Here is a 25,675-nt window from a genome sequence, read left to right on the forward strand (position 1 = left end):
TGGGCCTCCTATGGAGAAGTTTCCGGGGTCATTTCAGGTAAGGTAAAATAAAAGGTACTGCCTTCATTGAGAACGCTTTCCACCCAAATTCTACCGCCATGTTGCTGGATGATACTGCGACAAATCGCTAATCCTAATCCCGTGCCTCCTTTTTTCCGGGAATCCGAGGCATCAACTTGATGGAATCGTTCAAAAATACTTTCCATTTTATTTTCGGGAATGCCCCGACCTTGATCTTGAACCGCAAATAAAATCAGGGATGGCGAGGGGTCGGCATCAAGTTTTCCCAGAGGGTTATGAGCAAGGGTTCGCCCTTGTACGGAAATCCCAACCGTAGAAGCTGGGGGGGAAAATTTGATGGCATTGCTTAAGAGATTAGTCAACACTTGAATGATGCGATCGCCATCAATCCATAACTCCAAATTGGGGTCACATTCCACCTGAAAATTGACCTCGGCGCGATTTGCCATAACTTGCATGGTTTCGATCGCCTTTTCAATCAAGTCCCGGGGAGAATACCGTTCCTTGATTAAGGCAATTTTGCCGGAAGTTAACCGTTCTAAATCTAGAATATCATTGACCAAGCGCACCAGGCGATCAGCACTTTCTGCCGCGATCGCCATCACCCGTTGCCCCTTCTCTCCCACGGGGTCAATCAACCCGCTGGAAATCAAATTCAAGGCCCCGTGAATCGAAGCTAACGGGGTGCGAAGTTCATGACTCACCACGGAAATAAACTCATCCTTCATCCGTTCGATCGCATCCCGTTCCGTAATATCCTCCCCAATACTCAGCGTCCCAATTTCCACCCCACGCAAATCGTGCAACACAGTATTATTCCAAGCAATAATTTTCTCCTGTCCAGACTGGGTAAGAATAATACTCTGAGGATGAGAATAAAAATCTGGGGTTCGCAACTCCTCTAACAGTTCCGAATGCCTGCGCTGCTGATGCGTCGGAATAAACAACTCAAACCAATCCTTACCCTGAATTTCTGAAAGCGCATACCCTACCAACTCCAGGAAAAACGGATTGGCATATTCAATCGCACCCCGGCGATCAAGTCCCACCACCGCTAACTGCACCGTTTCCAACAACCTGCGCCAGCGTCGTTCCGATTCGCGGACTGTTGCTTCGATTTCCTTTTGTTTCGTAATATCTCGGGCAATACTAGAGAACATCGTCACCGCCCCATCGCGGGATTTATGGGCGATAATCAACTCCGAAAGGGTAATTTCCGCCCCATCGGGAGTCACTAGGGCAGTTTCGCCAATCCAAGTCCCCTGGGCGATCGCCGTGGGAATGCCCTCATTTTGAATGATGTCATTGGCTGACCCGGTATGAGACCGGAAAATCTGAAACGTTTCTAAGGGGCAGTTTAGGGGGACCCCCAGAACCGTGCGCGCCGCCTTGTTTAAATAGAAAACCGTCCCATCCACACTCGCCGAGAGGATAAAATCCGGAGTTGCCTCCAGAATCTCGATTAATTTCGCCCGTTCCGCTTCCGCCCGTTTGCGATCGGTAATATCCCGCAAACACAAGGTAAACACCTGTTCCCCGGCAATTTCCACTTCAGAAATAGAGACTTCTGCGGGAAACTCCCTCCCATCGTGGCGCAACCCAATAATTTCCCCAGACTGGTTCATCATCTGGGCGAGATGGGCAGAGCATCCCCCTCCACTCCCCGCAGATTCCCCGGTCCTATCTAAGCATAACGGCAATAATTTCTCCAAAGGTTGCCCCAGCAATTGAGCCGCACTATAGCCAAAAATCCGCTCGGCGGCTTGATTAAATAAAGTAATTTGTTGATTGCTATCAATAGAGATAATCGCATCCCCAGCCAATTCCAGAATCGCCGCAATCCGGGCCCGGGACGAGTGCAACTCCTCCCGGGCGCGTTTGCGGGCGGTGATATCTTGAATCTGGGCAATTAAATAAAGGGGGCGTTCTCGGGAATCCCGGACTAAGGATGCACTCAACTGAACCCAAACCACCTGTCCTTGTTTGTGACAGTAGCGCTTCTCCGTCTGATAGGAGGGAATCTCCCCGGCGAGTAAGTCTTGGAGGGGCTGTAAATCCGTGTCTCGATCCTCGGGATGGGTGACCTCGTGAAATGTTTTTTCCAGCAATTCCCCTTCGTCATAGCCGAGAATCTCGCATAAGGCGCGATTGACTTTTAACCAATGACCATCGGGGGCCACCAGTGCCATGCCAATGGTGGCATAGTCAAAGGCATTACGGAACCGTGCTTCACTGGAATGTAAGGCGGATAAGGCTTCGGTGCGATCGCTGACATCTAGGACCAGGGACAAGACGGAAATTAACTCCCCCGTTGGGGCGAACATGGCTGAATAATACCATTCACAATCAATCACCCGTCCGTCTTTGGTGTAGTTGCGATTACAGCAGACCGTTCGCGGTTGTTGTCCGGAAACCAGCAGGTTCCGACGCTGGGTGACCGCTTCCATGTCGGCTTCGTAAATCAAGGCATAGTCCATATCGGATTTGCCAAAGACTTCCTCCGCGTGCCAACCAAAGATTTTTTCCGCTTGGGCGGACCAATTTAAAATTCGCCATTCCCGGTTCCATTCGATGACCGCCAGGGGGGTATTTTCCACATGGAACTGCAAGCGCTGATAGGCGCGTTGTAAGACTTGTTCAACGCGCTGGCGGTGTTGGAGTTCGTTCTCTAGGCGTTCGTTGGCTTTGCGTAGTTGTTCCGTGCGTGCGCGGACCTGGCTTTCTAGGTCCTGTTTGGCTTGTTGTAAGGCTTGTTGTGAGCGTTTGCGTTCCGTGGTGTCTCGGAAAAAAATCGAGAGTCCATCTTTGGCGGGGTAGATGTAGTTTTCAAACCAGCAATCGTAGGGGGGATAATATTCTTCGAGGTAAATGGAGGTTTGTTGCTCTAGGGCTTGCTTGCAGGCTTGATAAAATTGCAGTCGGGTCACTTGGGGAATTTCGGTAAATATTTTTTGGCCGATCAGGTCTTCCCGAGGTTTTTGCAGGAGTTGGGCGGCTTTTTGGTTGACGTAGGTGTACTGTCCCTGGGTATCGAGGGCGATAAAGCCGTCGGTAATGCTTTCAAGGATGTTGGAGAGTTGCTCTCCGGCGAGTTGGGCGGCGGTATGGGCGACTCGTTCGGTGGCGAGGAGTTGTTGGATTTGAATCTCGGCCCGTTTGCGATCGGTGATATCCATGACGATGCCGAGGGTTCCCAGGGGTTTGCCGGTGGGGTCCCAGAAGGCGTTGCCCCGGGCTTTGAGCCAGTGAATGGAGCGATCGCCCCAGATAACGCGATATTCAAGCTCGAAGGGTTGCCCACTCTTGATGGCTTCTTCTACGGTTTCATGGACTAGGGTGCGGTCCTGGGGATGGATGCAGGCTTCAAAGGCGGTGTAGCTGTTGTCAAAGGTTTCGGGGTTGATACCAAACAGGTGCAGGCATTCTAGGGAACAGATGATTCGGATGCGATCGCTTCCGGTGCGATCGCCGCAAATTTCCCATTGCCAAGTTCCCATGTTGGACGCTTGCAAGGCGAGGCGCAATTTTTCTTCACTCCCTCGGCGTGCGGATTCAGCAGCGGCGTGTTCCTGCTGACGGCGCAGGGCGATGATACCGTAGGCAAGGTCATGGGTGAGCTGAATGAGTAACTGCACTTCGTCGGGATCGAAGGCATCGGGTTGGGTGGCCCGAAGATTCAGGGTACCCAAGAGCTGTCCTTCATTGAACAGGGGCAGGGCGATCGCGGAAGTATAACTGCCCTCCCACAGAGGCCGTCGCCCGGTGGCATTCTCGGTCTCGGGATAGGGATATTGAGCTCTGAGCGATCCACTCGTCGGCATCAAGGGGACTAGGGGGACGAAGGTCGATTCGGACCCGAGGATTTGGCCGGACTGGAGTGATTCTTCCAGGTTCTCTCCCGCTTGGGCCACGGGGATGATCCGGTTGGGGTCATCTTCTGCCACATATCCCACCCAAGCGGATTCATAACCCCCGATGGCGGTAATCATTTCGCAGATTTGCTGCAAGACGTCGAGTTCTTGTTTGCCGTGAATCATGATGTGATTGCCCGCACTCAAGGCGCTCAGGGCGCGTTTTTGCTGGCGCAATTGGGTTTCGACGCTCACCCGTTGGTCAATATTGAGCAGGGTTCCCACGGCCCGGACGGCTTCATGGCGATCGCTGTAGAAAAATTTACCCTGACTTTCGATCCAATGGGTACTGCGATCGGGCCAAATAACGCGAAATTTCAGGTGATAATTTCCACAGCCTTGATACCCTTTCTCCAGGGTTTCGGTAATTGCACCTCGGTCATCGGGATGAATGCAGGCGAGGAACTCGGCAAAACTGCCGTTAAAACTGCCGGAATCTCGACCCCATAACAGTTCATAGCCCGGGGTTCCCGTGATGCGATCGCGGGGAATATCCCATTCACAAATTGCCATTTGTGCCACATCCAACGCCAACCTCAGCCATTCCTCTGGGTTCCGCAACCCCTCGGTTCCCTCATCGCCCGGTCCGTCATCCGGACTCCTGGTTAAGGCATTTTCGCTTCTAGGATTGGATTTTGGACGGTGAATCTCCTGCCAGCGAAGTTTTGCCCGGTTCAGTTTTTGGTCCCGTTCTTCAATTTCCCGGATTAATTCTTGCCTTGATGGGTTAGCCCAATTTTTATGACTCATCTTTCCATCCCTGTGATCATCAGCAACCGACGATTTCCCCCGCATGGGTTCCCCTCTCACATGGATTTTTCGTTCCGTTCTCCTGCGCTGTCCGGTGTCCCCAGCACTCCGGGTCTCTCCTTACAGAGAATCGAGTTCCGGTTTTTCTCGATAGCCGGTTTGGTTTTTGGTCCGAAAATTGCGAGAGGTTCTCCTCCGTCATTAAATCCATTATTAGCTCATTTCGCCTCTTCCTGAAGAAGTGCGAACCGTTTATGCCCTGGGTTGATATCCTCTGTGCTTTGTCTGGGCCATCCACAATGGGTTTAGACCTTGTGCTAAATCCAGTTCCTTGACTCGGTCCAATCTCCCTCCCGGTCGATTCCCCCACCCCCTTCAGCAATTAAATGAGTGAGGCTCATCTTTGTAACCGTTGAATGGGATTGGCTGAGGCAACTAATTCTCAATCATTCGGGAAATAAAATGAGGAATTTGTCCGTTTCACTGGGCTTGAATCGTAAAATTTAACCCATCTTTCCAGATTACTTATCCAGATTTGGACAAAATTAGCAATGAAACCTCCGGGTTTTCCAGGTCAGGACTCCCGGATTTTGCTGCTAATATCCTGGGGGATGGAGCATCGGTTTCTTGGAAAAATTTTCTAATTGGCCTCATTCAAAAGAGGTAAAATAAAATTTTTAAGCTTATTTAATTATACCATTCCTCCCCCCTGCAAAAGACAATTAACAAAAATTTACATCCCCCCAGAGAGAATTCCCTATTCCCAGGGAGGATTCCCCGCTTATCCGGCGGTCCTGACTCACAATCCTCCGATTATTCCCTGGCTAAATCCCCGGGAATAATCGGAGGCTTTTTTCCCGGGTTCCCTTGAAGGAAAATTGCCGAATTTTCCCGATTCAGCCCCTTAAAACGCGCTTTATAATAGAAGATCTCAAGCCTTTCCCTTGTAAAAACCCCCTTAAAAACCTGTGTTAGAATTCATAGAACTCTATAACAATTTACCCATTCCTCCGCAAAAGCCGAACAAAAAATCATCCCTATCAAAACGCAATCGTCCCAATCGCGCCTCGAAAATTTCGATTCCTCCGTTACCGTTAACCCGGCGACTGGCGAGGTTACTATTGGGGAGCTTTACCCTGGTGTTGATGGCGAGTCTCTCCCTCACCCTGGGAGCGATCGTCGCGGTGTTCGATGCCAAAGTTACGGATACAGTCCCGGATTGGGGACAACCTTTGGTACAAACCGATTCCCCCCTGCCTTCCCCGCGATTATCTCGAACCCTGAACCTGTTGGTTCTGGGGATTGAGGGGGGTGTCACTCCCACACCGGACGGTCAATCCAGTTTACCGCAACCTGCTGAAACTCTGTGGTTAATGCAGTTCGACCCGGTTCAAAATGCCGTGAGTGTGTTGTTGATTCCTCCTCAAACTCGGGTGCAAATCCCCGATCGCGGACGTAATCCGATCGCCAATGTTCACAGCATAGGCGGGGTGACCCTAACCTCCCGGGTCCTCAGTCAAACCCTCAACGCTATCCCCATTGACCGTTATATTCGCGCTGATGCTGCCACCTTTCGCAGCTTCATCGACTTGCTTGATGGGGTAGAATTATTTGTGCCGGAGTCCCTCTCCTATCAGGATTCCACCCAAGGGATTGCTGTTCATTTACAACCGGGTTGGCAAACTCTCAAAGGGGAAGAAACCCTCGGTTTTGCGCGCTTCCAGAAAAATGAAGCCGATCGCAGTGGCATCCACCGACAGCAAATGATTCTGCAATCGGTCGGCGATCGCCTTGCCAGTCCCACCCTCGGGTCCCAATTGCCGCGAATCGTGCAACTGATGCACGAATATATCGATACCAATCTCACCCGGGAAGAACTTTTCGGGTTAGTTACCCTCCTGCAACAGCGACCCTCCGATGGGTTGAAAATGGTCCTACTTCCGGGGGAATTTACCACCACGCGATCGGTCCGTACTCCCTATTGGAATATCGATACAACCGGACGCGATCGGGTCCTTTACCACTATTTTGACCGGGAACTCAACCCCGGAACCCAACGCGATCGCCCTCCCACTCCCCAATCTCCTCAAACCCTAAAAATTGCCCTGCAAAATGCTTCGGGCAATCCCTTAATTTTGGGCCAAATCTTGGCCGAATTAAAATCCCGAGGATATCGCAATGTTTACCCCATTTCCGACTGGCCCGACCCTCAACGTCACACTCAAATTATTATCCAATCGGGAGATATCCCTGCTGCCACTACTCTACAAACTCTCTTACCCACTGCCCAGATTCAACCCAGTTCCCTAGGGGACTTAGAGTCAGAAATTACTATTAGAATTGGAGAAGATGCTATTGATTCAAAAAATTTATATTGGGCCCAATAAAATTTATTTTATAACTTTTTAGGAAGCAAAAAATTATGTTAAAACGCCTCTTTATCGTGACCATCGCCTTACTTTTAGCCTGCCTCTGGATTCTCCTGTTTGCCAAAGAAGCGATCGGTCTGACTTTCCTGAGCACGACTCCAGCCATTTTTTAAGTGGGTCAGAACTGACATAGATGGGTTTATTTGTAACGGCTGTGAGTCATAACTAATTTAGGAATTATATCATGTTTGCTGGCTTACATAGAGAGAGACCTAACCCCTCAACCCCCTTCACTCTGAGGTAAGGGGGAGAATAAGTTCAGAGTGAACCCAAAACAAAGGCGAGGGTTTAGACCCCCGCCTGTTGTTGTTGGTAAAATCTATCAGTGAAGACCCACTCAGAACCGACCGCCCGTGGTAATATCCAACTTAATTTACAGCAAATTTTACGGAAAACAGACCCAGAAAGGTCAACCAATGGGGACATTAATCCTTTGAAAACTCCCCCTTCATCTGGATCAGGCGGTATGTCTCCACCCTTCGGAAACTGAAGTAAAGGCGGTGAAGACATCCCAGTTTAGAATATCTTGCAATAAGGATTGATAACCTGCTACATTGGGATGGAGACCATCCTCGCATAAATGGGCTTGCCTCCAGGCTTCACCGCGAGCGCACCATAACTCAAATAAGTCTAAATAGGGAATTTGCCTCTGTTCGCACCCTTGTCTAGTTACTTCTTTGTAGCGATATTGGTCCGCATGGTTAAAATAAAGGCAATCGGAAAAAGGCATCTGAGTCTCATTCACTGGGACCATGCCGACGAAAAAGACGGGACAGAGTGCTTGGGAGCAATCCAGAAGTTGGGCAATCTCTGTGGTAAAGGTGTTAAAGTCAGTGAAATTGCGTCCATTGGCTCGTCCTAAGCGGGCGGAATCATTTACGCCAACGGAGAGAATGATGGCATCAGGTACGCGATTTTTCAGTTCTCCCCGATAGCGAAACTCGTTTTCGAGTCGTTCCAAGACTTGACAAACGCGATCGCCTCGGACGCCAAGATTGTAAAGTACATGACCCGCGCTTGAGGGCATCATCCACTCCCGTCTCAGTCGTTCGACCCAACCCCCTCCAACGGGATCGCCGAATCCATAGACGAGACTGTCTCCTAGGGCTACTATTTTCAGAGGATGCACGGTTGCACGATAGGAACGGTTAGAGGATGCGGCTAAAACTTGCATAATGCGATGGGACCTCGGACTTATAAAATCTTAACACATCGATAACAATCTACATCATTGGCTAAAATTAACATAATTACCTAAAGGTACAGAATCATGAATAGTGGATCGGGCAATCCAGAAAAAAGTAAGCGTTCTAGCTTCACTTCAACAGACAAAATTGAAAGTTTTTCCCGGCGAGCATTGTTTGCCCCCCACAAACGGGCGACGATTGATACAGAGCATTTGATGCGCCGAGCTGAGGACCTGGTGAATGCCGCCTCCAATCGCTATCGGATCACGGTTCAAGTGGCGAATCGTGCCAAGCGTCGCCGCTATGAAGATTTTGACAGCATGGAAGAACCGACAATGAAACCCGTGATTCGGGCGATCGTCGAAATGTCTGATGAACTGGCACAACCGGAAATCATTGGCGATTAATTAACGCTTTGGAGGGGAAATTGGGCTTGGTGGCAGGAAGAGGAAGGATGATGCAAGGGCAGCGCAAAGGGCAAGCGATCGCCGCGATCGCGGTCGGGTTAACCCTAGGTCTATCTTTAGGAATACCTCCCCAGGGGGATTTACCTGATGTTTTGCCTAGGGCCCTCGCACAAGAGGTTTCACCCCCTCAACGGCGACAACGAGTAGACCCCCGGCAACTGTGGCGGCAAGTCTATGAACGCCTGCCCGATTTCCCCTTAGCAAATAATTACATCAGCATTCAGACTGGAGAGGTGGACCCCGATAACACCCTGGCGAGTCGGTTGATTTCCTATCACCTCTATGTCAAAAATCGTCTGCCGATGTTTCGTCTGGATTGGAAACTAACCCTAGCGGACTATCTGGGGGTTCTGGAAGAACTCGACGAGACTGCCTATCCCGGGAATGGGGTTTTGCAAGAGAATCCGATGATCGGCGATCGCGAAATCCTCTCCCAACTCAACCGCCAACAACGGGATGAGTTAATCGAGGTGCTCGTCACTCTGTTTAATCCCAACTACTACAACATCCAAGGGCCAACCCAAGAGACAACTCCCCAGGCAACTCCCACATCCCCCAGAACTCCGGCAGGACCCCCTCCCTTGCCGGAATCAGGGGATGCGGATTTATTGAGATTGTAGAGGAGTGGTGGGTTGATGTCTCCTGAAACCGTTCCTAACGCAGAACGACGGATTAAAAGTGGTGCCGGATGGCGCATTGGATGGGACCCCCAAGGGGAACCCTATCAGGGTTTAGTCGGGGGAGAGGACTGGGCGATCGAACTCACCGAGGGCGAGTTCAATGACTTTTGCCGATTATTAGCGCAATTGGCAACGACGATGACTCAAATGGCATCGGAGTTGATGGACTCAGAACGAATCACCTGTGAAGCGGAAAGCGATATCTTGTGGATGGAGGTGGAAGGCTATCCCCATGCGTATCTTCTTCATGTTATCCTCAGTACAGGACGGCGCTGTGAGTTCAGTTGGCCTGCCTCCGCAGTCCCCGGACTGGTCGAGGCGGCAAGGGTGTTAAAAATTTTTTAATTTCCCTCTTGCGTCCATAAAAAGTTCATGCTAAGATAGTAAAGCGTCGTCGGGGCGTAGCGCAGCTTGGTAGCGCACTACCTTGGGGTGGTAGGGGTCGTGGGTTCGAATCCCGCCGCTCCGACTTGAGAAGCCTAAAACCGAGTTCCGGTTTTAGATAATCAACAGCATAAAAAGAACGTCGAGTTTTCTACAGAGTAGAGATTCGGCGTTCTTTGATTTTGCGGCAATAGCCCACCTAAAAAGAGCAAAGAGGAAAGAGAAAAACTGGGAATTGCCAAAATGAAAGCACCCCCAATGAACTTGACGATGATAGGATAGTCGCTTGCCCATTTGAACCGCGCTTGGAATTCCCAGCAGTTTCTGGATGTTAGGTTATTTTTAGTTTATTGTGGTGGAATAAGTCTGGGCTTCTATCTAAAGTAGGGAATAATTGTTAACTTTGCCGGTAGGAATAAATACATTTTTAGGTGAACGACGACTCAAAATAGACCCAATAATTCAGGCAGGTTTTCGCCGAAATAGTTGAAAATTTTCCTGCGGTTTCCTGAAGAGATACGGGCCGGAGAAATAAAATTTTTTCATTCCCAATAAATAAAGCAGTTCCTAGAATACGGATTCCAGGAACCGCTCTATTCAAGGAGGGGTACTTTATCAATTCAACGAAGCAAAAACTCAAATCCCTTAGAGAGTATGAGGGCAAAATTGCTCGCTACCTCGGGCTAAATTTTCTGTTTCTTGTTTAAGATGATTCCATAGCCGCTTGATTTCCTGAGAACTTTCAAATCTCGATAGTTCTCCTTTCATTTCTAATTCTCGGATGACTGAAACTTGTTGACCAAATTTTTGTAAATTAGCCTGACCTACCATCAGTTCGGGAAGAAAGTTATACTCATAAATCGGAGGGTTAGATTTAGCACCGTGCAATTGTTCGCGATATTCAGGAGTTTTACTCATAACATCCTTAAAGGTTCAAATGACGGGGTGATGCGAGGCGGAAATTAAGAAGTTTTTTAATCAATTCAGTGTCGGCATTTGAGGCGATCGCGCCGCTTGAGGAATGCAACAATGTCTCGGCAAGCGTTGAGATTCCTTCTTAAATAATGACATTGAGATGGGTGTATCTAACTGGGTTAATTGTGGGGCGTAGGAACCGAAAGAAGGATTTTGCATCATAAATAAAGAGAAGAGATTGATAAAGAGGAAAGATTGTAAGGGCCAAATAAAACCCAAAAATTTAAGATTAAAAAAGCCAGATCTAGCCTTCCTTCCAGAAATTCATAGGTCCGCTTTTGGTTTTTCATATTGGGATAGTATCCTATTTTAGCGTAATCCTTCTTCTACCCAAAGGATGGTCTTGATTGTAAAGTTGCATGGTAAGCACAAATACAGCCAGCCCGGGATTGCTTTGACTGTAAGACTCGACGGAGTGAACCGGAGACGGTGCAAGATAGGGGAAAGGTCTCACCCGGTTACAGAATCAGGGGAAAATAGCTGTGGATTCTGAGTTCCCTAGGATTCAGGGACCAGCGGGGATGGAGAGAGCAAAATGGGGGAATACCAGGCCCTTTGAGATCCGGAAGCTTCTCAGCACAATAAAATAGGAAAGAGAAATTACGACGGGAGGTTAGCGCGAAGATGGTCAGGGAAATTTGGCAAAGCCTGAGAGGGTTATTGGGAGAACAACGCAGCAGTCCAGAACTCCAAGAACCCGAAGGATCGGCTTCGTCACTGCCGCCGCTGGAAGATGAGGATTATGAATTGCTCTTTACCCAGATTGTGGAAGGGTTGCGCCTGGGTTGGGACCGCGATCGCGTCCAAGAATTCTTAGGGGCACTCAGTTGGCGTGGGGATCTGCACTTGTGGGCGGATTGGTTGCAACGCTTTGGCGATCGCCTCCAAGCGCAGGAAAATCCCAACCCAGAATGGGGGGTGCGTCTAGTCCAGTTGGGACGCCTAGGCTGTGGCGAATTCAGTCAAGTGGCCCTGAACATTGGGACCGGGTTAATGCAGCGCCAAATGCCTGCGCCTCCACCCCCACCAGCGGCCCCTACTCCGCCCCAAGATGCCCAAGCTTGGTTTGGGGAAGGAAATGTCAAACTAAATGCGGGAGATTGGCCCGGGGCGATCGCTGCCTATCGCCAAGCGGTGCAACTCAAACCCGATTATTTGGAAGGTTGGAGTAATTTGGGGGCGGTGCTGTTTTATTCTCAACAATATGCAGAAGCCTTGGAAGTGTTCGATCGCGCCTTGGCCCTGCAAAGTGAAAATGCTAGTTTATGGTTTAATCGCGGCTTTACTCTCTCGTTATTAAATCGTCCTGCTGAGGCGATTGATGCCTATGAAAAAGCCCTGCAACTTCAGCCGGATTTGGTAGTCGCATGGCAAAATCGCGGGGTTGATTTGATGCATTTGGAACAACATCAAGAAGCGGTTCGCTGTTTTGAGCAGGCGATTCAACTTAAGCCAGATTTTGGCGAAGCCTGGAATAGTCGGGGGAATGCGTTATTCAAGTTAACCCGCTATGAAGATGCGGTCACCAGTTACGATCGCGCGATAGAATTGCAAAGCGATCGGGCTGAAGCTTGGTTTAATCGGGGATTAGCCTTAGCAGCAAATAGCCAACCCTCCGAGGCGATCTCTTCCTTTGATCGGGTGATTTCTTTGCAACCCAATAACTTTGAAGCTTGGGTGAATCGAGGGTTGACCCTAATGAGTAACCAACGATTTTTAGAGGCGATCGCCTCCTTTGATCGGGCGATCGAAATCAATCCCAGCGACTCCCCGGCGATCGCCTATCGCCAACAAGCTCAGGACCTCCTCGAAAAAAGCGCTTCTTAACCCCAAGGTGAAGGAGGCGATCGGCCTCCTTTTCAGCTATTTCCCCAAAATCATCCAGGGACGACTCCGGGCGATAAATTTTCTCAATTACCCCAACTTTTTGAACCTTCATAATGGCAAGCATTGATAAAACATATCCTCGTTTCTTGCATTGTTAGTCCATTAGGCGGTAAGAATAAGAAATCAATCTCATCCAGAAAAAAAGGATTTTATCATGACTATTTGGGTAAACGAACAAATCGATCCATCGGGACTGGTTTATGCTTGCATTGCCTGTTGCGATGAAACCCAAGCACAATCCTGTCACGACTCCTTCCTAAAAAACCTCTCCGAGGAACAAAAAACCAGAGGTTGGACTGTCAAAATGCGAACCGTAGACTCCTGGGAGGAAGTCCCGGTGAGTGCGTTGAAATTGGCATAAGGGACAGGGGGAGGAGGTTCAACGTCCCGACTGAAGTCGTTCTCCGTTGTTTGTAGTAACGACTTCAGTCGTTACCGCGTTACGAAAGCGATCGCTTTCGTAACGCCTCCATCTACGGATCCTCCAGTTCTGAAACAGGCGCTTAAGCCCCTTATGGTGCTTGTCACGGCTTTAGCGAAGAAACGACAGCAAGTCGTTACTACCAACAGGAGAGAACGACAGCAAGTCGTTAAGGTGAACATCTCCCCTCCCTACTCCCAAATCGGCGGGTGGTTGCGAAGGCGAGGTGATTTCAACTTGAGGGGACTGAGGATTTGGTTGAGGAGGCGGAGTTGTTCCGTAGTTCCCATGCAGATGAGGGTATCTCCTACCATGAAGACGGTATCGGCAGTGGGTCCCCCAATGAGATGTCCATCGGCGCGGCGAATGGCGAGGACCAGGGCACCGGAACGCGATCGCAGTTTGGCATCATGCAAACTGTCTCCGACTAAGGGACAACTCTCGGAATCAATCAAAAACTCTTCTAAATAAAAGGTGCGATCGGCACCGGCAATAATTCCATCCACAAAATCCATCACCTGGGGTCGCAATGCTGCTGCTGCCATCCGCCTCCCCCCGGTAATATAGGGAGAAACCACCGCATCGGCACCACTGCGCTGCAATTTTTGTACCGCTTCCTCACTATTGGCGCGAGAAATGGCGCGAATTTTCGGGTTTAAGGTCTTAGCAGAAATTAAGGTATAGAGATTTTCCGCATCCGATGGCATCGCTGTTACCAAACAGATGGCGCGTTGAATTCCCACCTCTAACAAGGTGGCATCCACTGTGGCATCCCCTTGAATGGCAATATACCCCAGTTGTTGCGCCTGTTGAACAATCTCTGCTGATGCGTCAATCACCAAGAAGGGAATGTTTTCGGCATTGAACTCATAGGCAATCTGCCGACCCGTGCGCCCAAATCCACAAATAATGTAATGTTCCGATAATGTTTCTATCAAGCGTCGCTGTCTTCTACTTTTGATTTCATCTTGGAAATATCCTTCAATGATAGCTTCTGTAAAGCGATTGACGATATATCCAATGCTCACCAATCCCATTGCAATCAAGGAAATGGTAAATAAGCGCCCGCGATCGCCGAGGGGTTGGACTTCCATAAATCCCACGGTAGAGAGGGTAATCGCCGTCATATAGGCGCTATCGACCCATCGCCATCCCTCCACCAGTCGATACCAAAGGATCCCGATTAACACGACGGAAATTAGGGCGAGTACCCCCCCAATTAATTCTTGGCGAATTCGTCGATATTTTTGATTGATTTCGTTGCTTAAATTAATCAGTTGCTTTGGGTTCACAGAACTAGCCGCATTTTTTATAACTAAAGTAGGATAAAGTTGGAATCAAGGTTGAGCATTGACAACTGGGGTAAATCCCGCTGATGCTAAAGATGAATCACATTCTAACCGGGGAGAGAAACTGATGTACATTATTATCGGGGGCGCAGGGTTACTAGGACTCAATTTAGCCGAAAGATTGATAGAACTGGGACATACGATCGCCCTGATAGATGTTGACCCAACGGCCTGTCATTATGCTCGCGAACAACTCGGGGTGATGGCCTTTGAAGGCAGTACGGTGAGTACGGAGTTGCTATTAGAAGCGGGGATTCGGAAAGCGGATGCGGTGGCGGCAATGTTGCGGAATGATGCCCTGAATTTAGCAATGGTTGCCTTGGCTAAATATTATGGGGTTTCGGAAATTTTAGTCCGGATGCGCCATCGGGATTTTGAACAACCCTATCGCATTGCCGGGGCTACCCATATTATCAGTACGGTGGAATTGGCGGTGACGACAATGGCGAATGCGATCGAGTATCCGGAAGTGGAATCGATGATGCATTTTGAACAAGGGCAAATTGAAGTGCTCAAACTGTCGATTCCGGATAATTCTCAGGCGATCGGGCGTAGTTTGGCGGATATTGCCCGAGACCCCCGCTTTCCTCAAGGGTCGCTGATTATTGGTTATCAACCTTATCCCCATAGTGATTTAGTCATTCCCAATGGGAGTACGGTGATTGAATTGCACTCGACTATTCTGATTGTCACCAAACAAAATTGTCTCCACAAAATGATTGATTTCATGAAAGGGTCCGTTTAATCATCTTCTAATTTTAATAATTGTTGATCCAAATTCTTCACTTGATTTTGAACAATTTCTTCTGATAAAATTTGCTTGCGGAGGGCGTCATTTAAAGTGCTTTTCTCCGCCAGCAAGACTTGCCGCCAGACCGCATCCAATTTTCCGCGATCGCCCCCATCCCCATCCTCGGGCCTGATATTATAAATATCCCGTAATTGCTTCTCCGCCCCGGCAATTTTGACCTGATATGAAGCCCGCATTTCTTCATAAATCGACTTAGGCAATACCCCTGACTTCAAGAGATTATTTAACTCTTCTTGGGCCGCTTTAGCCGCCATTAATTGCGCTTGTAATTCTTGAATTCTTTGGCGAAAGGCAGAAATTTCTTGAATATTCAACCGTTTGACTAACCAGGGCAAACTCAATCCCTGTCCAACCAAAGAGAGTAAAACTGCTCCAAACAAGAGCGCAATGAGTTGGGACCTTCCCTCTAACGTCGCCGGTAATGTCAACGCCATCACCATTGACAAAGACCCTTTAATATTTCCCAAAAATAAAACGTGCTTCCACCGCAGAGGAATGGGACGGTCAAACCATTGAAGTAGGGCTAATAACGGATAAACAGACAATAGCCGCCCCAGTTGGTAAGCAAAAATGGCTAACAGGACGGCAGGTAATGTATTCCAGAGAGTGAGGGGATTGATTTCTAAGCCAATCAGCAAAAAAATAAAGGTATTCACCCCAAATCCCGCATATTCCCAGAAACTATATAAAGCAATCCGATTGGAGGCTGAAGCGGTCTGTTTTATGCCAATATTGCCCACTAATAAACCCGCAACTACAACGGCAACTACCCCGGAGACGCCGAGTAACTGCCCCAGTTGAAAGGTCCCCAAAGCTACGGCAACGCTGAGTAAAATACTGGTCAAGCCATCATCATAACGGGTCAATAATCCACTACTTAAATAGCCCACCATTAACCCAATTATAGTCCCGCCCATGATAACAATCAAGAGTTGTTGAAGTCCATTCATGAAGGAAAAACTCCCCATGATTTGGACATTCACTAACAGGGTAAATATCACCAGAGCTACCCCATCATTAAACATACTCTCGCCATTGACAATGGTCGATAACCGACTGGGAACCGAAACTTCTTTAAAGACCGCAATGACGGACACGGTATCGGTAACGGCTAAAATTACACCGACTAATAAGCCCGGAATCCAGTCTAATCCTAATCCGAATTTGACGACGAGCCCGGTTACGCCAAAAGAAACAATCAGTCCGGGACCGGCTAACAAGGAAATGGGAACGATTGTGCTGCGTAACCGACTAATATCCGTATTAATGGCCGCTTCAAAGACTAAAATCGGCAAGAATAGGTTTAAAATTAGAGAAGAATCTAAACCAATGTTTCCCGGTAAAAATTCCGTAATCGCTAAACCAGCTAAGACCAAACCGGCAACATAAGGAATTTTAAATTGTCGGGAAAAAATGGCGACAAAAGTAGCGACTAACAACAAAATAATCAGGATAATCGCTAATTCTTCTACTCGTCCCGATTGAGCGGATGTACCGGATTCTATCTGGGAAAGCAAATGTGGAAAAGGGGCGCGGCTAGTCATTAATCCCATCACGATTTGAATGAAACTCCCGGACAATTGGTCTAAGGTGGCGATCGCTACAAAAACCCCGATGGAAACCTAGAGTTAGGGACCGTGAATACTGTACCATATCCCTGAAAACTCCTCCGGTTGTCAGGAATGATCGCGCATCAGGGTCAATGGATCGATCGCCTCTTAAGAAAAGGGACCCTAGGTGGGTCCATCGTGATGTTCTGGACCCATCGCCTTCCCCTCTCCGCCCCAGGGAGTCAGGGAACCCTGACATTTCCCTGCCCTTGGTAATTTCCCCCATTGATAGGGACCCCCCGCAATCTCATGGATTGCCCAGGCGATCGTTAAATTGATGAAAAATATTGCTGAATCAGAACCGTAGGGATGCGCTGGATTCCTGATAACCCTTCCCGCCTTCCTCGTTCGATTCTCTCTGACTTTTCTTTCCCCCATTGTCTATAATAGGACGGCATATTTTCCCATTATAAAATTAACAGGAATTACCGCAAAAGTCAAGCCCATTTTGAGGAAACTTGGTAAAAGCCTGTTCCCCAATTGAGGCGGTCCAAGGGCGAAAAAGTTTAAGCTTCTTAACTGAAAAAGGACGAGGAGTTAGCTAGGATAAAATGTAATTCTAGGCGGGTCGCACCCAACCCGCATAACAACTCAGGAACATAGGAGAAAGTAGTGAGTCCAGAAACCCTCATTTCCCAGCCCCCCCTCGAAACGAACCCGTCTGTTTTTGACCCTGCGGAGTTTGATGCAGCGGTGATGACCACCTACGGACGCTTTCCCCTGGCCCTAGAACGGGGTCAGGGATGCCGCGTTTGGGATACCCAAGGGCGAGCATACCTGGATTTTGTTGCCGGGATTGCCACCTGTACCCTTGGACACGCGCATCCGGCAATGGTCCAGGCAGTGACGGAACAAATCCAAAAACTGCATCATGTGTCTAACTTGTATTATATTCCCGAACAGGGGGCATTAGCCCAGTGGTTGGTGGATCATTCCTGTGCCGATCGCGTGTTTTTCTGTAACTCCGGTGCAGAAGCAAATGAAGGTGCTATCAAACTCGCCCGCAAATATGCTCACACCGTATTACATATTGATGAGCCGGTGATTTTAACCGCCCATGCCAGTTTCCACGGACGTACCCTCGCCACGATTACGGCCACGGGTCAACCCAAATATCAGAAGAATTTCGACCCGTTGGTACCGGGGTTTGCTTATGTGCCGTTTAATGATATTGAGGCTATCAAAGCCGCAGTCGCCGAATTCGATGGAGGCGAAAAGCGTCGAGTTGCGGCCATTCTCCTCGAACCGCTACAGGGAGAAGGCGGCGTCCGTCCCGGGGATGTGAGTTACTTCCAGGCAGTCCGCCAAATTTGCGATGATTTAGGCATTTTACTGATTTTAGATGAAGTACAGGTGGGAATGGGCCGGACTGGGAAGCTGTGGGGATATGAAAACCTCGGCATTGAACCGGATATCTTTACCTCAGCTAAAGGGTTAGGCGGTGGAATCCCGATTGGGGCAACATTATGTAAATCCCATTGTAATGTCTTTCAACCGGGGGATCATGCCAGCACTTATGGGGGGAATCCCTTCGCCTGTGGGGTGGCCCTCACAGTCTGTCAAACCCTGGAACAGGACAATTTGTTAGCCAACGCCGCACAACGGGGGGAACAATTACGCCAGGGATTAGAGGCGATCGCCACTGAATATCCCAATCTAATTGCTGAAGTGCGCGGTTGGGGACTGATTAATGGTCTGGAGTTGTCTGCTGAGACGGAAATGACTTCGATTGAGATTGTCAAAGTAGCAATGGCAGCCGGATTATTACTGGTTCCGGCAGGACCGAAAGTGGTGCGGTTTGTTCCGCCTTTGATTGTTACTGAGTCAGAAGTAGATGAAGCATTAGCAACCCTTAAAGAGGCGATCGCGCAATTGAGCGCTTAGTTCTAACCCCGGATGGGATTGAGGGCGATCGCACACCCGGTTTTCAATCTGGAAACCGGGTTCTGAGGGTTGCTATTGCAACGGAGGAGGTTAAATCTCAACAGGAAAACTGGGGATTTTAATTGATTGCTTGTCAGCGCAGAGTCAAAATCCTATACAATCAATCCAGAAAGAGCGGTTTGCCTCTCAACCCTAAGCCCTAAATCGGTATTATTAAGTCATCATGGGTCACGAGTCTGTTCAAGACAAGGATAAAAAACCCGATCGCCAAATTACTGCGCCCTCTGTTCCAGTTGCTGATGCATCCTTGAAGACTCAGACCAAGGCGGGGAGGACCCCATTAGAACGAGTGAGCTTTTTTCCCCCCTGGGTGACGTTGATCCTAGTGATGGCGGCGATCGCCATTGGGGGATATTCGATTTACATTTTATTACAGACGCGACCTGTAACTCAGGAAAGGGGAACACCGACCCCGATTGAAGCGCCTCCCACGCTGCAATATGTGAGTGCCTTGGGACGAGTCGAACCGGGTTCCGAAGTGATTCAAGTCTCTGCAGCCAACGCCATGCAGGGAGACCGATTGGGACAATTATTAGTGGAGGAAGGCGATCGCGTGCGTGTGGGTCAAACGATCGCCATTTTAGACAGTCGCGATCGCCTTGCCGCACAACTCGAACAAGCCAAACAACAGGTGAAAATCGCCCAAGCGAAATTAGCGCAAGTTAAAGCCGGGGCCAAAACGGGTGATATTGCCGCCCAAGAAGCAGCCATCGCCCGCTTACAGGCCCAGATTCCCCGGGATTTGGCGGTTCAGGATGCCACCATTGCGCGCCTTCGTGCTCAGGTGGAAGGGGATATCGCCGCACAAGAGGCGACCATTGACCGTTTTAGCGCCCAATTAGAGGGGAATGTCACCGCTAGGGAAGCCGGGATTTCTCGCCTGCAAGCAGAACTCCAAGGTCAGATTCTGACCCAAGAGGCGACGATCGCCCGCTTGCAAGCGGAACTCACCGGTCAAAGGGCGGCCCAACAAGCGACAATTTCTCGCCTACTTGCTCAGATTCAAGGCGATCGCGCCGCACAACAAGCCACAATTGCCCGCTTACAAGCCGAACGCGATGAGAGACTCGCCGCACAACAAGCGCTCATTTCTCAATTGCAGGCGAAACTCCAAAATGCGGGGATAGAGTTCCGACGCTACGAGCAACTTTACCAAGAAGGAGGGATTAGTGCCTCGGTTTATGATACAAAACGCCTGGATGTGGAAGTGGCACTGCAAGAGGTGAAAGCGGCGCAGGCGAGACTCGAAGAACTTGATCGCACTACTCGTCAGCAACAGTTAGAAGCCGTCGCCACCTTAGAGAAAATTAATGAAACTGGGGCGAAACTTCTGGAGGAAGCCCGGGCCACTCTCACTAAAATTGAGGGGACCGTGGGCAAGCAAATTGAAGAGGCTAGGACCAATCTGCAACGAGTCCAAGCCACGGCAGTAGAACAATTGCAGGAAGAACAAGCAGTATTAACTCAATTGGATCGCACAGGTCAAGCGGAACTGAGTGAGGCCGAAGTTAAGCAGGAACAACTCCAAAAAGTGGGCCGGGAACAACTCAATGAGGCAGTCGTCACTCGCGATCGGATTCGGGCGACGGGGGAACAGCAACTCCAGGAAGCCCGAGCCATTTTAGAGAGTATTTCCGAAGTGCGACCCGTAGATGTGCAACTGGCGGAGGCGGAGGTGGATAGTGCGATCGCCGCAGAAGCCGAAGCCCAGGCGCGTCTGGATGAAGCCTTTGTGCGCTCACCCATTGAGGGTCGAGTGCTTGCCATTGACAGCCGACCCGGGGAAAGTATTGCTCAAGATCAAGGCATCGTGGCGATCGGGCAAACAGACCGAATGTTTGTCGTTGCTGAGGTTTATGAAACCGATATTCGGTATGTGCGCTTGGGTCAACGGGCAGCAATTACAAGTAATGCGGTGGATGGAGAATTGTCCGGTACTGTCGATCGCATCGGGTTAGAAATTGGCAAAAAAGATGTTTTAGAAACGGACCCGACTGCGGATACCGATGCCCGAGTGGTGGAGGTGAAAATTCGCCTCGACCCCGAGGATAGTCAACGGGTTGCCGGGTTAACCAATTTACAAGTGGAGGTTATTATTGCCACAATGTCATCGCCAACGGTTCCCACCAGTCCGGCAGATCCACCCATCAGCACTCCCGAGTAAATTGGCCTAATCATGATGTTCCGAAAAATTCCTTTAGCTTGGTTACAATTGTCCCGGGAAAAAAGTCGCCTGTTGGTGGCGATCGCCGGGATTGCTTTTGCAGATATTTTGATGTTTATGCAGTTGGGATTTCGAGATGCCCTGTTTGATAGTTCGACTCGTCTACACCGGAGTTTGACGGGAGATATCGTGTTAATCAGTCCGCGATCGCAAGCGTTGATTTCCATGCAGTCTTTTTCCCGACGTCGCCTCTACCAAACCTTGGCGGTCCCGGAGGTGCAATCGGTCAGTCCTTTATATCTGGCGATCGGAACTTGGAAAAATCCGGTGAATCAAAGCGATCGCTCAATTTTAGTTTTGGGTATTGACCCGACTAAATCCGCATTGAATCTGCCCGAGGTTCAGGGGAACCTTGATGAAATTAAACGCTCAGATATGGCGCTATTTGACCGGGATGCTCGTCCAGAATTTGGGCCAATTCCGCAACTGTTACAAGAAGGTCAGAGGGTAAAAACTGAAGTAGGCGGGCGGAGAATTGAGGTTCGGGGATTGTTTAGTTTGGGTGCTTCTTTTGGGGCCGATGGGAGTTTGATTACCAGTGATTTAACCTTTTTAAAAGTGTTTAAACGGCGGAATATTCATGAGGTGGATGTGGGGTTAATTTATCTTAAACCCGGGGCCAATGTGGAAGCAGTAATTGCCCAGATTCAGTCTCGCTTACCTCCGGATGTGCTAGTTCTGAGTCATCAAGGGTTTATTGATCGTGAACAGAACTATTGGAAGACTCGGACGGCGATCGGTTTCGTGTTTACCCTGGGGACGATTATGGGGTTTATGGTGGGAATTGCGATCGTTTATCAGATTTTATATACGGATGTCGCCAGTCATCTGGCGGAATATGCTACCCTCAAGGCGATGGGATATGCGGATTTGTACTTTGTGGGAGTTGTATTACAGGAAGCGGTGATTTTAGCCATTTTGGGGTATATTCCGGCCTTGGCGATCGCCAATTTTCTGTTATATACTTTAACCCGCAATGCCACCCGTTTACCCATTGCCATGACCCCAGAACGGGCAGTTCTGGTTCTCGTTCTCACCCTGATCATGTGTGCTATCTCCGGCGCAGTCGCCTTGCGGAAACTGCGGGATGCTGACCCGGCGGATATTTTTTAGTCTTCCCCCCTAAATCTCAGACAGCTAACAATTCCAGTGATTATGGATGCTCATCACGCCGCTAGTTTCAACGCTAAAAAGATTTATTCTCGGCCCTTTCCGGTGGTAGAAATTGAAAACGTCAATCATTATTTTGGCAAAGGGCCGCTGCGAAAACAAATTTTATTTGATATCAAATTAAGGATTAATTCGGGAGAAATTGTCTTAATGACCGGACCATCGGGTTCAGGGAAAACCACCTTATTAACCTTAATGGGAGGATTGCGATCGACCCAAGAAGGGAGTCTGAAAGTTTGTAATCAACAACTTTGTGGGGCGAGTCCCAAGCAATTGGTGCAAGTTCGGCGGAATATTGGGTATATTTTTCAAGCCCATAACTTGTTAAACTGTTTAACCGCAAGGCAAAATGTTCAAATGTCGCTGGATTTGCATTCTCAACCCGGGGACGAGAGCAAAATGAAAGCCAAAGCGACGGCAATGTTAGAATCGGTTGGATTAAGGGAATGGGTGGATTATTATCCAGAAAACCTATCCGGGGGACAAAAACAACGGGTGGCGATCGCCCGTGCATTAGCGAGTCATCCTCAACTGGTTTTAGCGGATGAACCCACCGCTGCATTAGATAGTAAATCCGGTCGAGATGTGGTAGAACTGATGCAACGTTTGGCAAAAGAACAAGGTTGTACTATTTTGCTGGTGACTCATGACCCCCGGATTTTAGACATTGCCGATCGCATCGTTCAGATGGAAGATGGACGACTTAAGGAAGGGAAGGGATAGGGAGGTAAACTGAAGATGACGGACCTCTGATCACGCTCAAAACCGGGCGATCGCACGGGGGGATTTTGATCGCTTTGATAACCTACCCTAGAAATCATCCCCCGATTTGAGTGTTGCATAACCGGATAAACCGCATCCTGACCTCCTTCCCCTTTAACGACGGGGTTTTTTGCCCCCATTTCCTTGGATTTTCGTCTTGGTTCCGGTTTTCCCCCTGCGCGTTGTTGCGCCCGTGATCGAGGTTGCCCCTGTCATCGCGCCTGTATCTGAGGTGTCTGAGGCGGAGACCCGTCGGGCAGTTGTGGTTCGGAACGTCACGTTCACCCCTTCATTCGATTGTTCCAGCACTAACAAGGGGGTCGGTTTGGCTTTTTGATCCCAGTGGATATAAGCCACTCTACCTTGAATCGTCGGTTGCCAGGTATCGTGATCATCCCGGGCACTGAGATAGGTTTCCAGACAGTCAATAATTTGGCTAATCGTTTTTGAAGTAGCTTGGGTGGGTAATTTGGTTAACTTGATTTGAATGCGAAACAGGACTCGTTTTTTCGACTTGGCAACATCACCTAGATGATATTCCACGTCAAATATTTCATCCACTTGTCGTCCGGAACCTCGGTTTTCTGCATTCGGACGTAGGGCAACCGAGATTTTTTCTTTCACCTTGACTTTAATTTGATTCACCACGGCAAAGTGGAAGTTTTCTTCCTCCATCCTCATCCGCAGATAGTCTAAGTTAAACTCCCGCGAGTGAATCAAGTCGGGATTTTTTTCCATCTTGGTGATGGTTTCCAGAGACATTTTCAGCTTCTTTTGTAGCTCTTTGTTTTTAAATTCATCAAATTTAACCTTTTTCTTGATTTGCTCAATTTGCACCTTGTGAAACACGAAGGATGCTATCAGTAACAGCAACAGGCCACCGGATACTGACATCCAAAGTTGATCCGATGACAGGGGAATTTTGGAGTCATTCGCTGCAGGCGCTTGAGCTAAGGTAGGCTGGACAAGGATAATAGGGCTTGACATAGACTTTCCCTGGTACAACGGCACTTTTTAATAGAGTTCCCCTGACGGCATCTTTGATATTCATCCCGTAAGTTTTTCCCGTCCTCTCATGGATCAGAGGCCACCAATGAGAGTTGTCAAGTCAGGTCGGACGCTGGGTCGGTCTCTTGTGAACTCTCAGAGAAGGGTAGGAGATGTTTGTCCGTTTTGGGGCAAACTGCTGGTGACTCAAAATCAACCGAACCGATCGCAACACCCTTACCTTATCTTAACTATCCCCTTACAGGCTGGATCTAAGGCGGCAATTTTCCCCTAGCATCGGACTCCCGACTCGGTAAAGAAAGCGACCCCTGGCGTCAAGACTCTCTACACCCCCGGATGGCACCCCACCCCAACTCTAGGACGATGCCGCGACTTCTGTATGATGCCCCAGACCGACGAAACAGGGCTATACCAGATTCTGATGGCGAACTCTACTGTAGTTTAGGGCAATTGCTCCAGGATGAAAAGCTCAGGTCCAAAACCGGGGATTCTGCGCGATCGCCTCAAACTGTTGAGGTCCGGCAGTGGGTCGCTTTAACGTGACAAATGGAACTCAAGGTTGACAATCCCTACCGGGTTTGAGGCAGATTAGACCCTTGAATTGAAGCGGTTAAAGTCATTTAAAGGCAATGATTGCCCGGAATTAACGACAGTAAATTCTAGGGAATTCCCATTTGAATCAACAGAAATCTCACGGTGATTTTCACCCTTTTTTCGGTTTTGTTAATCGATGCCAACGAATTCATCTCCAAGGGTTGACTCCTTTTCTTTCCCTTGGTCTCATGGTAAAGGAAAACCCACAATGATGGAATGGCACCTTTAGAAATTTATGAAATCTTTACCCTTATCTCAACTTCAGATCCATCATAGCCTGCAACGAGTGGCCGTGGTAGCAACGGATCTGGATGGGACCCTGACTCACCAGGGGAAATTTACCCCGGATTTGTTACAAGCATTGGCGGCATTAGCGGCAGCATCTGTGGCGGTGGTGATCGTCACGGGACGATCGGCGGGATGGGTGAGTGGGTTAGTCAGTTATCTGCCGGTAGTGGGGGCGATCGCCGAAAATGGCGGGATTTTCTACCCCAGCAATGGGACTCCTGTCCTGTTAACTGCGATCGCCGATTTAAAGACTCATCGCCAGCAACTAGCGGCAGCTTTTGCCTCTCTCTTGACTGAATTTCCCCATCTGCGAGAGACTTCGGATAATCCATTTCGAGTCACAGATTGGACCTTTGAGGTGGCGGGACTGACTTCAGATCATTTGCAGCGATTGAGGTCCCTCTGTGCCGAAATGGGTTGGGGATTTACTTTTAGTACAGTTCATTGTCATATCAAACCCCACCAGCAGGATAAGGCAGTGGCCCTGATGCAGGTTTTGGGCGATCGCTTCCCTGACTACAGCAGCGATCGCGTCGTGACGGTGGGGGATAGTCCCAACGATGAGAGTTTATTCGACAACACCCTGTTTCCCTTGTCGGTGGGGGTTGCCAATATTGCTGAATACGGGGATATCCTCACCCATCACCCCGCCTATGTCACGGATTTACCGGAATCCGAGGGGTTTTGCGAGTTAGTTCGCGCCATTCTTGCCGCCCAATTGCCTTAAAAGAGGCGATCGCCCCTGGATGGAGTGGCGATTCCCTTCGGGATCGCTTCCCTTCACTCCCTGTTACTGTTGCCCC

The 25,675-nt window shown here is 49.2% G+C and carries 20 protein-coding genes, 1 tRNA gene and 1 pseudogene; 14 read left to right on the forward strand and 8 right to left on the reverse strand.

The window, feature by feature from the left end:
* Window positions 1–8: 8 nt before the first annotated feature.
* Window positions 9–4,682, reverse strand: a complete 4,674-nt coding sequence (locus NG795_RS01435) for a PAS domain S-box protein (RefSeq protein WP_367286891.1) — start codon at window positions 4,680–4,682, stop codon at window positions 9–11.
* Between the two features lie 968 nt (window positions 4,683–5,650).
* Here NG795_RS01435 and NG795_RS01440 point away from each other — a divergent pair.
* Entirely contained in the window at window positions 5,651–7,069 is a 1,419-nt protein-coding gene (locus NG795_RS01440) for an LCP family protein (RefSeq protein ID WP_367286892.1), read from the forward strand.
* Window positions 7,070–7,568: 499 nt separating this feature from the next.
* Here the strand turns inward: NG795_RS01440 and NG795_RS01445 are convergent, their stop codons facing one another.
* Window positions 7,569–8,285 carry a GDSL-type esterase/lipase family protein gene (locus NG795_RS01445; RefSeq protein WP_367286893.1) on the reverse strand — a complete coding sequence of 239 codons (717 nt, stop codon included), beginning with the start codon at window positions 8,283–8,285 and terminating at the stop codon, window positions 7,569–7,571.
* Between the two features lie 183 nt (window positions 8,286–8,468).
* On the opposite strand from NG795_RS01445, the gene NG795_RS01450 reads away from it, so the two are divergent.
* The 4 genes from NG795_RS01450 to NG795_RS01465 all read left to right on the forward strand — a co-directional run bounded on the left by NG795_RS01450 (window position 8,469) and on the right by NG795_RS01465 (window position 9,914).
* Entirely contained in the window at window positions 8,469–8,705 is a 237-nt protein-coding gene (locus tag NG795_RS01450; protein WP_367287144.1) for a DNA-directed RNA polymerase subunit omega, read from the forward strand.
* A 47-nt stretch (window positions 8,706–8,752) separates the two neighbouring features.
* The gene (locus NG795_RS01455) at window positions 8,753–9,385 is read left to right on the forward strand and encodes a hypothetical protein (protein WP_367286894.1); all 633 of its coding nucleotides are present in this window, start codon (window positions 8,753–8,755) and stop codon (window positions 9,383–9,385) included.
* Window positions 9,386–9,400: 15 nt separating this feature from the next.
* Window positions 9,401–9,790, forward strand: a complete 390-nt coding sequence (locus tag NG795_RS01460) for a DUF1818 family protein (RefSeq protein WP_367286895.1) — start codon at window positions 9,401–9,403, stop codon at window positions 9,788–9,790.
* A 50-nt stretch (window positions 9,791–9,840) separates the two neighbouring features.
* Window positions 9,841–9,914: transfer RNA gene (locus NG795_RS01465), tRNA-Pro, on the forward strand.
* 560 nt (window positions 9,915–10,474) lie between these two features.
* Here the strand turns inward: NG795_RS01465 and NG795_RS01470 are convergent.
* Entirely contained in the window at window positions 10,475–10,747 is a 273-nt protein-coding gene (locus tag NG795_RS01470) for a DUF7219 family protein (protein WP_367286896.1), read from the reverse strand.
* Window positions 10,748–10,807: 60 nt separating this feature from the next.
* Complete coding sequence (locus NG795_RS01475; protein WP_367286897.1) at window positions 10,808–10,966, reverse strand: hypothetical protein; 159 nt, start codon at window positions 10,964–10,966, stop codon at window positions 10,808–10,810.
* 462 nt (window positions 10,967–11,428) lie between these two features.
* Between NG795_RS01475 and NG795_RS01480 the strand changes: the two genes are divergently transcribed.
* Together NG795_RS01480 and NG795_RS01485 are read left to right on the forward strand one after the other, a co-directional pair.
* A complete protein-coding gene (locus NG795_RS01480; RefSeq protein WP_367286898.1) occupies window positions 11,429–12,631 on the forward strand; it encodes a tetratricopeptide repeat protein in 1,203 nt (400 codons plus the stop codon).
* Window positions 12,632–12,845: 214 nt separating this feature from the next.
* Window positions 12,846–13,052 carry a glycogen debranching protein gene (locus NG795_RS01485; protein ID WP_367286899.1) on the forward strand — a complete coding sequence of 69 codons (207 nt, stop codon included), beginning with the start codon at window positions 12,846–12,848 and terminating at the stop codon, window positions 13,050–13,052.
* An 18-nt stretch (window positions 13,053–13,070) separates the two neighbouring features.
* Here the strand turns inward: NG795_RS01485 and NG795_RS01490 are convergent.
* Window positions 13,071–13,211: pseudogene (locus tag NG795_RS01490) on the reverse strand (hypothetical protein); the annotation flags it as partial.
* Between the two features lie 92 nt (window positions 13,212–13,303).
* The gene (locus NG795_RS01495) at window positions 13,304–14,404 is read right to left on the reverse strand and encodes a potassium channel family protein (protein ID WP_367286900.1); all 1,101 of its coding nucleotides are present in this window, start codon (window positions 14,402–14,404) and stop codon (window positions 13,304–13,306) included.
* A 124-nt stretch (window positions 14,405–14,528) separates the two neighbouring features.
* Here NG795_RS01495 and NG795_RS01500 point away from each other — a divergent pair, with 124 nt between their 5' ends.
* Window positions 14,529–15,206 (forward strand): potassium channel family protein, encoded by a 678-nt coding sequence (locus tag NG795_RS01500; protein WP_367286901.1) that lies wholly within the window; start codon window positions 14,529–14,531, stop codon window positions 15,204–15,206.
* On the opposite strand, the gene NG795_RS01505 is transcribed toward NG795_RS01500, so the two are convergent.
* A complete protein-coding gene (locus tag NG795_RS01505) occupies window positions 15,203–16,825 on the reverse strand; it encodes a cation:proton antiporter (RefSeq protein ID WP_367286902.1) in 1,623 nt (540 codons plus the stop codon). The two genes, NG795_RS01500 and NG795_RS01505, sit on opposite strands and share 4 nt — an antisense overlap.
* 669 nt (window positions 16,826–17,494) lie before the next feature.
* Between NG795_RS01505 and NG795_RS01510 the strand changes: the two genes are divergently transcribed.
* The 4 genes from NG795_RS01510 to NG795_RS01525 all read left to right on the forward strand — a co-directional run bounded on the left by NG795_RS01510 (window position 17,495) and on the right by NG795_RS01525 (window position 22,943).
* The gene (locus NG795_RS01510) at window positions 17,495–18,766 is read left to right on the forward strand and encodes an aspartate aminotransferase family protein (RefSeq protein WP_367286903.1); all 1,272 of its coding nucleotides are present in this window, start codon (window positions 17,495–17,497) and stop codon (window positions 18,764–18,766) included.
* Window positions 18,767–18,989: 223 nt separating this feature from the next.
* Window positions 18,990–20,990, forward strand: coding sequence for an HlyD family efflux transporter periplasmic adaptor subunit (locus NG795_RS01515; RefSeq protein ID WP_367286904.1), 2,001 nt, complete (start codon window positions 18,990–18,992; stop codon window positions 20,988–20,990).
* A 12-nt stretch (window positions 20,991–21,002) separates the two neighbouring features.
* Window positions 21,003–22,163, forward strand: coding sequence for an ABC transporter permease DevC (gene devC, locus NG795_RS01520; RefSeq protein ID WP_367286905.1), 1,161 nt, complete (start codon window positions 21,003–21,005; stop codon window positions 22,161–22,163).
* Between the two features lie 42 nt (window positions 22,164–22,205).
* Window positions 22,206–22,943, forward strand: a complete 738-nt coding sequence (locus NG795_RS01525) for a DevA family ABC transporter ATP-binding protein (RefSeq protein ID WP_367287145.1) — start codon at window positions 22,206–22,208, stop codon at window positions 22,941–22,943.
* Window positions 22,944–23,096: 153 nt separating this feature from the next.
* Here the strand turns inward: NG795_RS01525 and NG795_RS01530 are convergent, their stop codons facing one another.
* Window positions 23,097–23,969 (reverse strand): hypothetical protein, encoded by an 873-nt coding sequence (locus NG795_RS01530; protein WP_367286906.1) that lies wholly within the window; start codon window positions 23,967–23,969, stop codon window positions 23,097–23,099.
* Between the two features lie 384 nt (window positions 23,970–24,353).
* Here NG795_RS01530 and NG795_RS01535 point away from each other — a divergent pair, with 384 nt between their 5' ends.
* Complete coding sequence (locus NG795_RS01535; protein WP_367286907.1) at window positions 24,354–24,533, forward strand: hypothetical protein; 180 nt, start codon at window positions 24,354–24,356, stop codon at window positions 24,531–24,533.
* Window positions 24,534–24,819: 286 nt separating this feature from the next.
* Complete coding sequence (locus NG795_RS01540; protein WP_367286908.1) at window positions 24,820–25,599, forward strand: HAD-IIB family hydrolase; 780 nt, start codon at window positions 24,820–24,822, stop codon at window positions 25,597–25,599.
* Window positions 25,600–25,675 lie beyond the last annotated feature (76 nt).

The sequence above is a fragment of the Laspinema palackyanum D2c genome, assembly GCF_025370875.1.
In the GTDB taxonomy this organism is placed as follows: domain Bacteria; phylum Cyanobacteriota; class Cyanobacteriia; order Cyanobacteriales; family Laspinemataceae; genus Laspinema; species Laspinema palackyanum.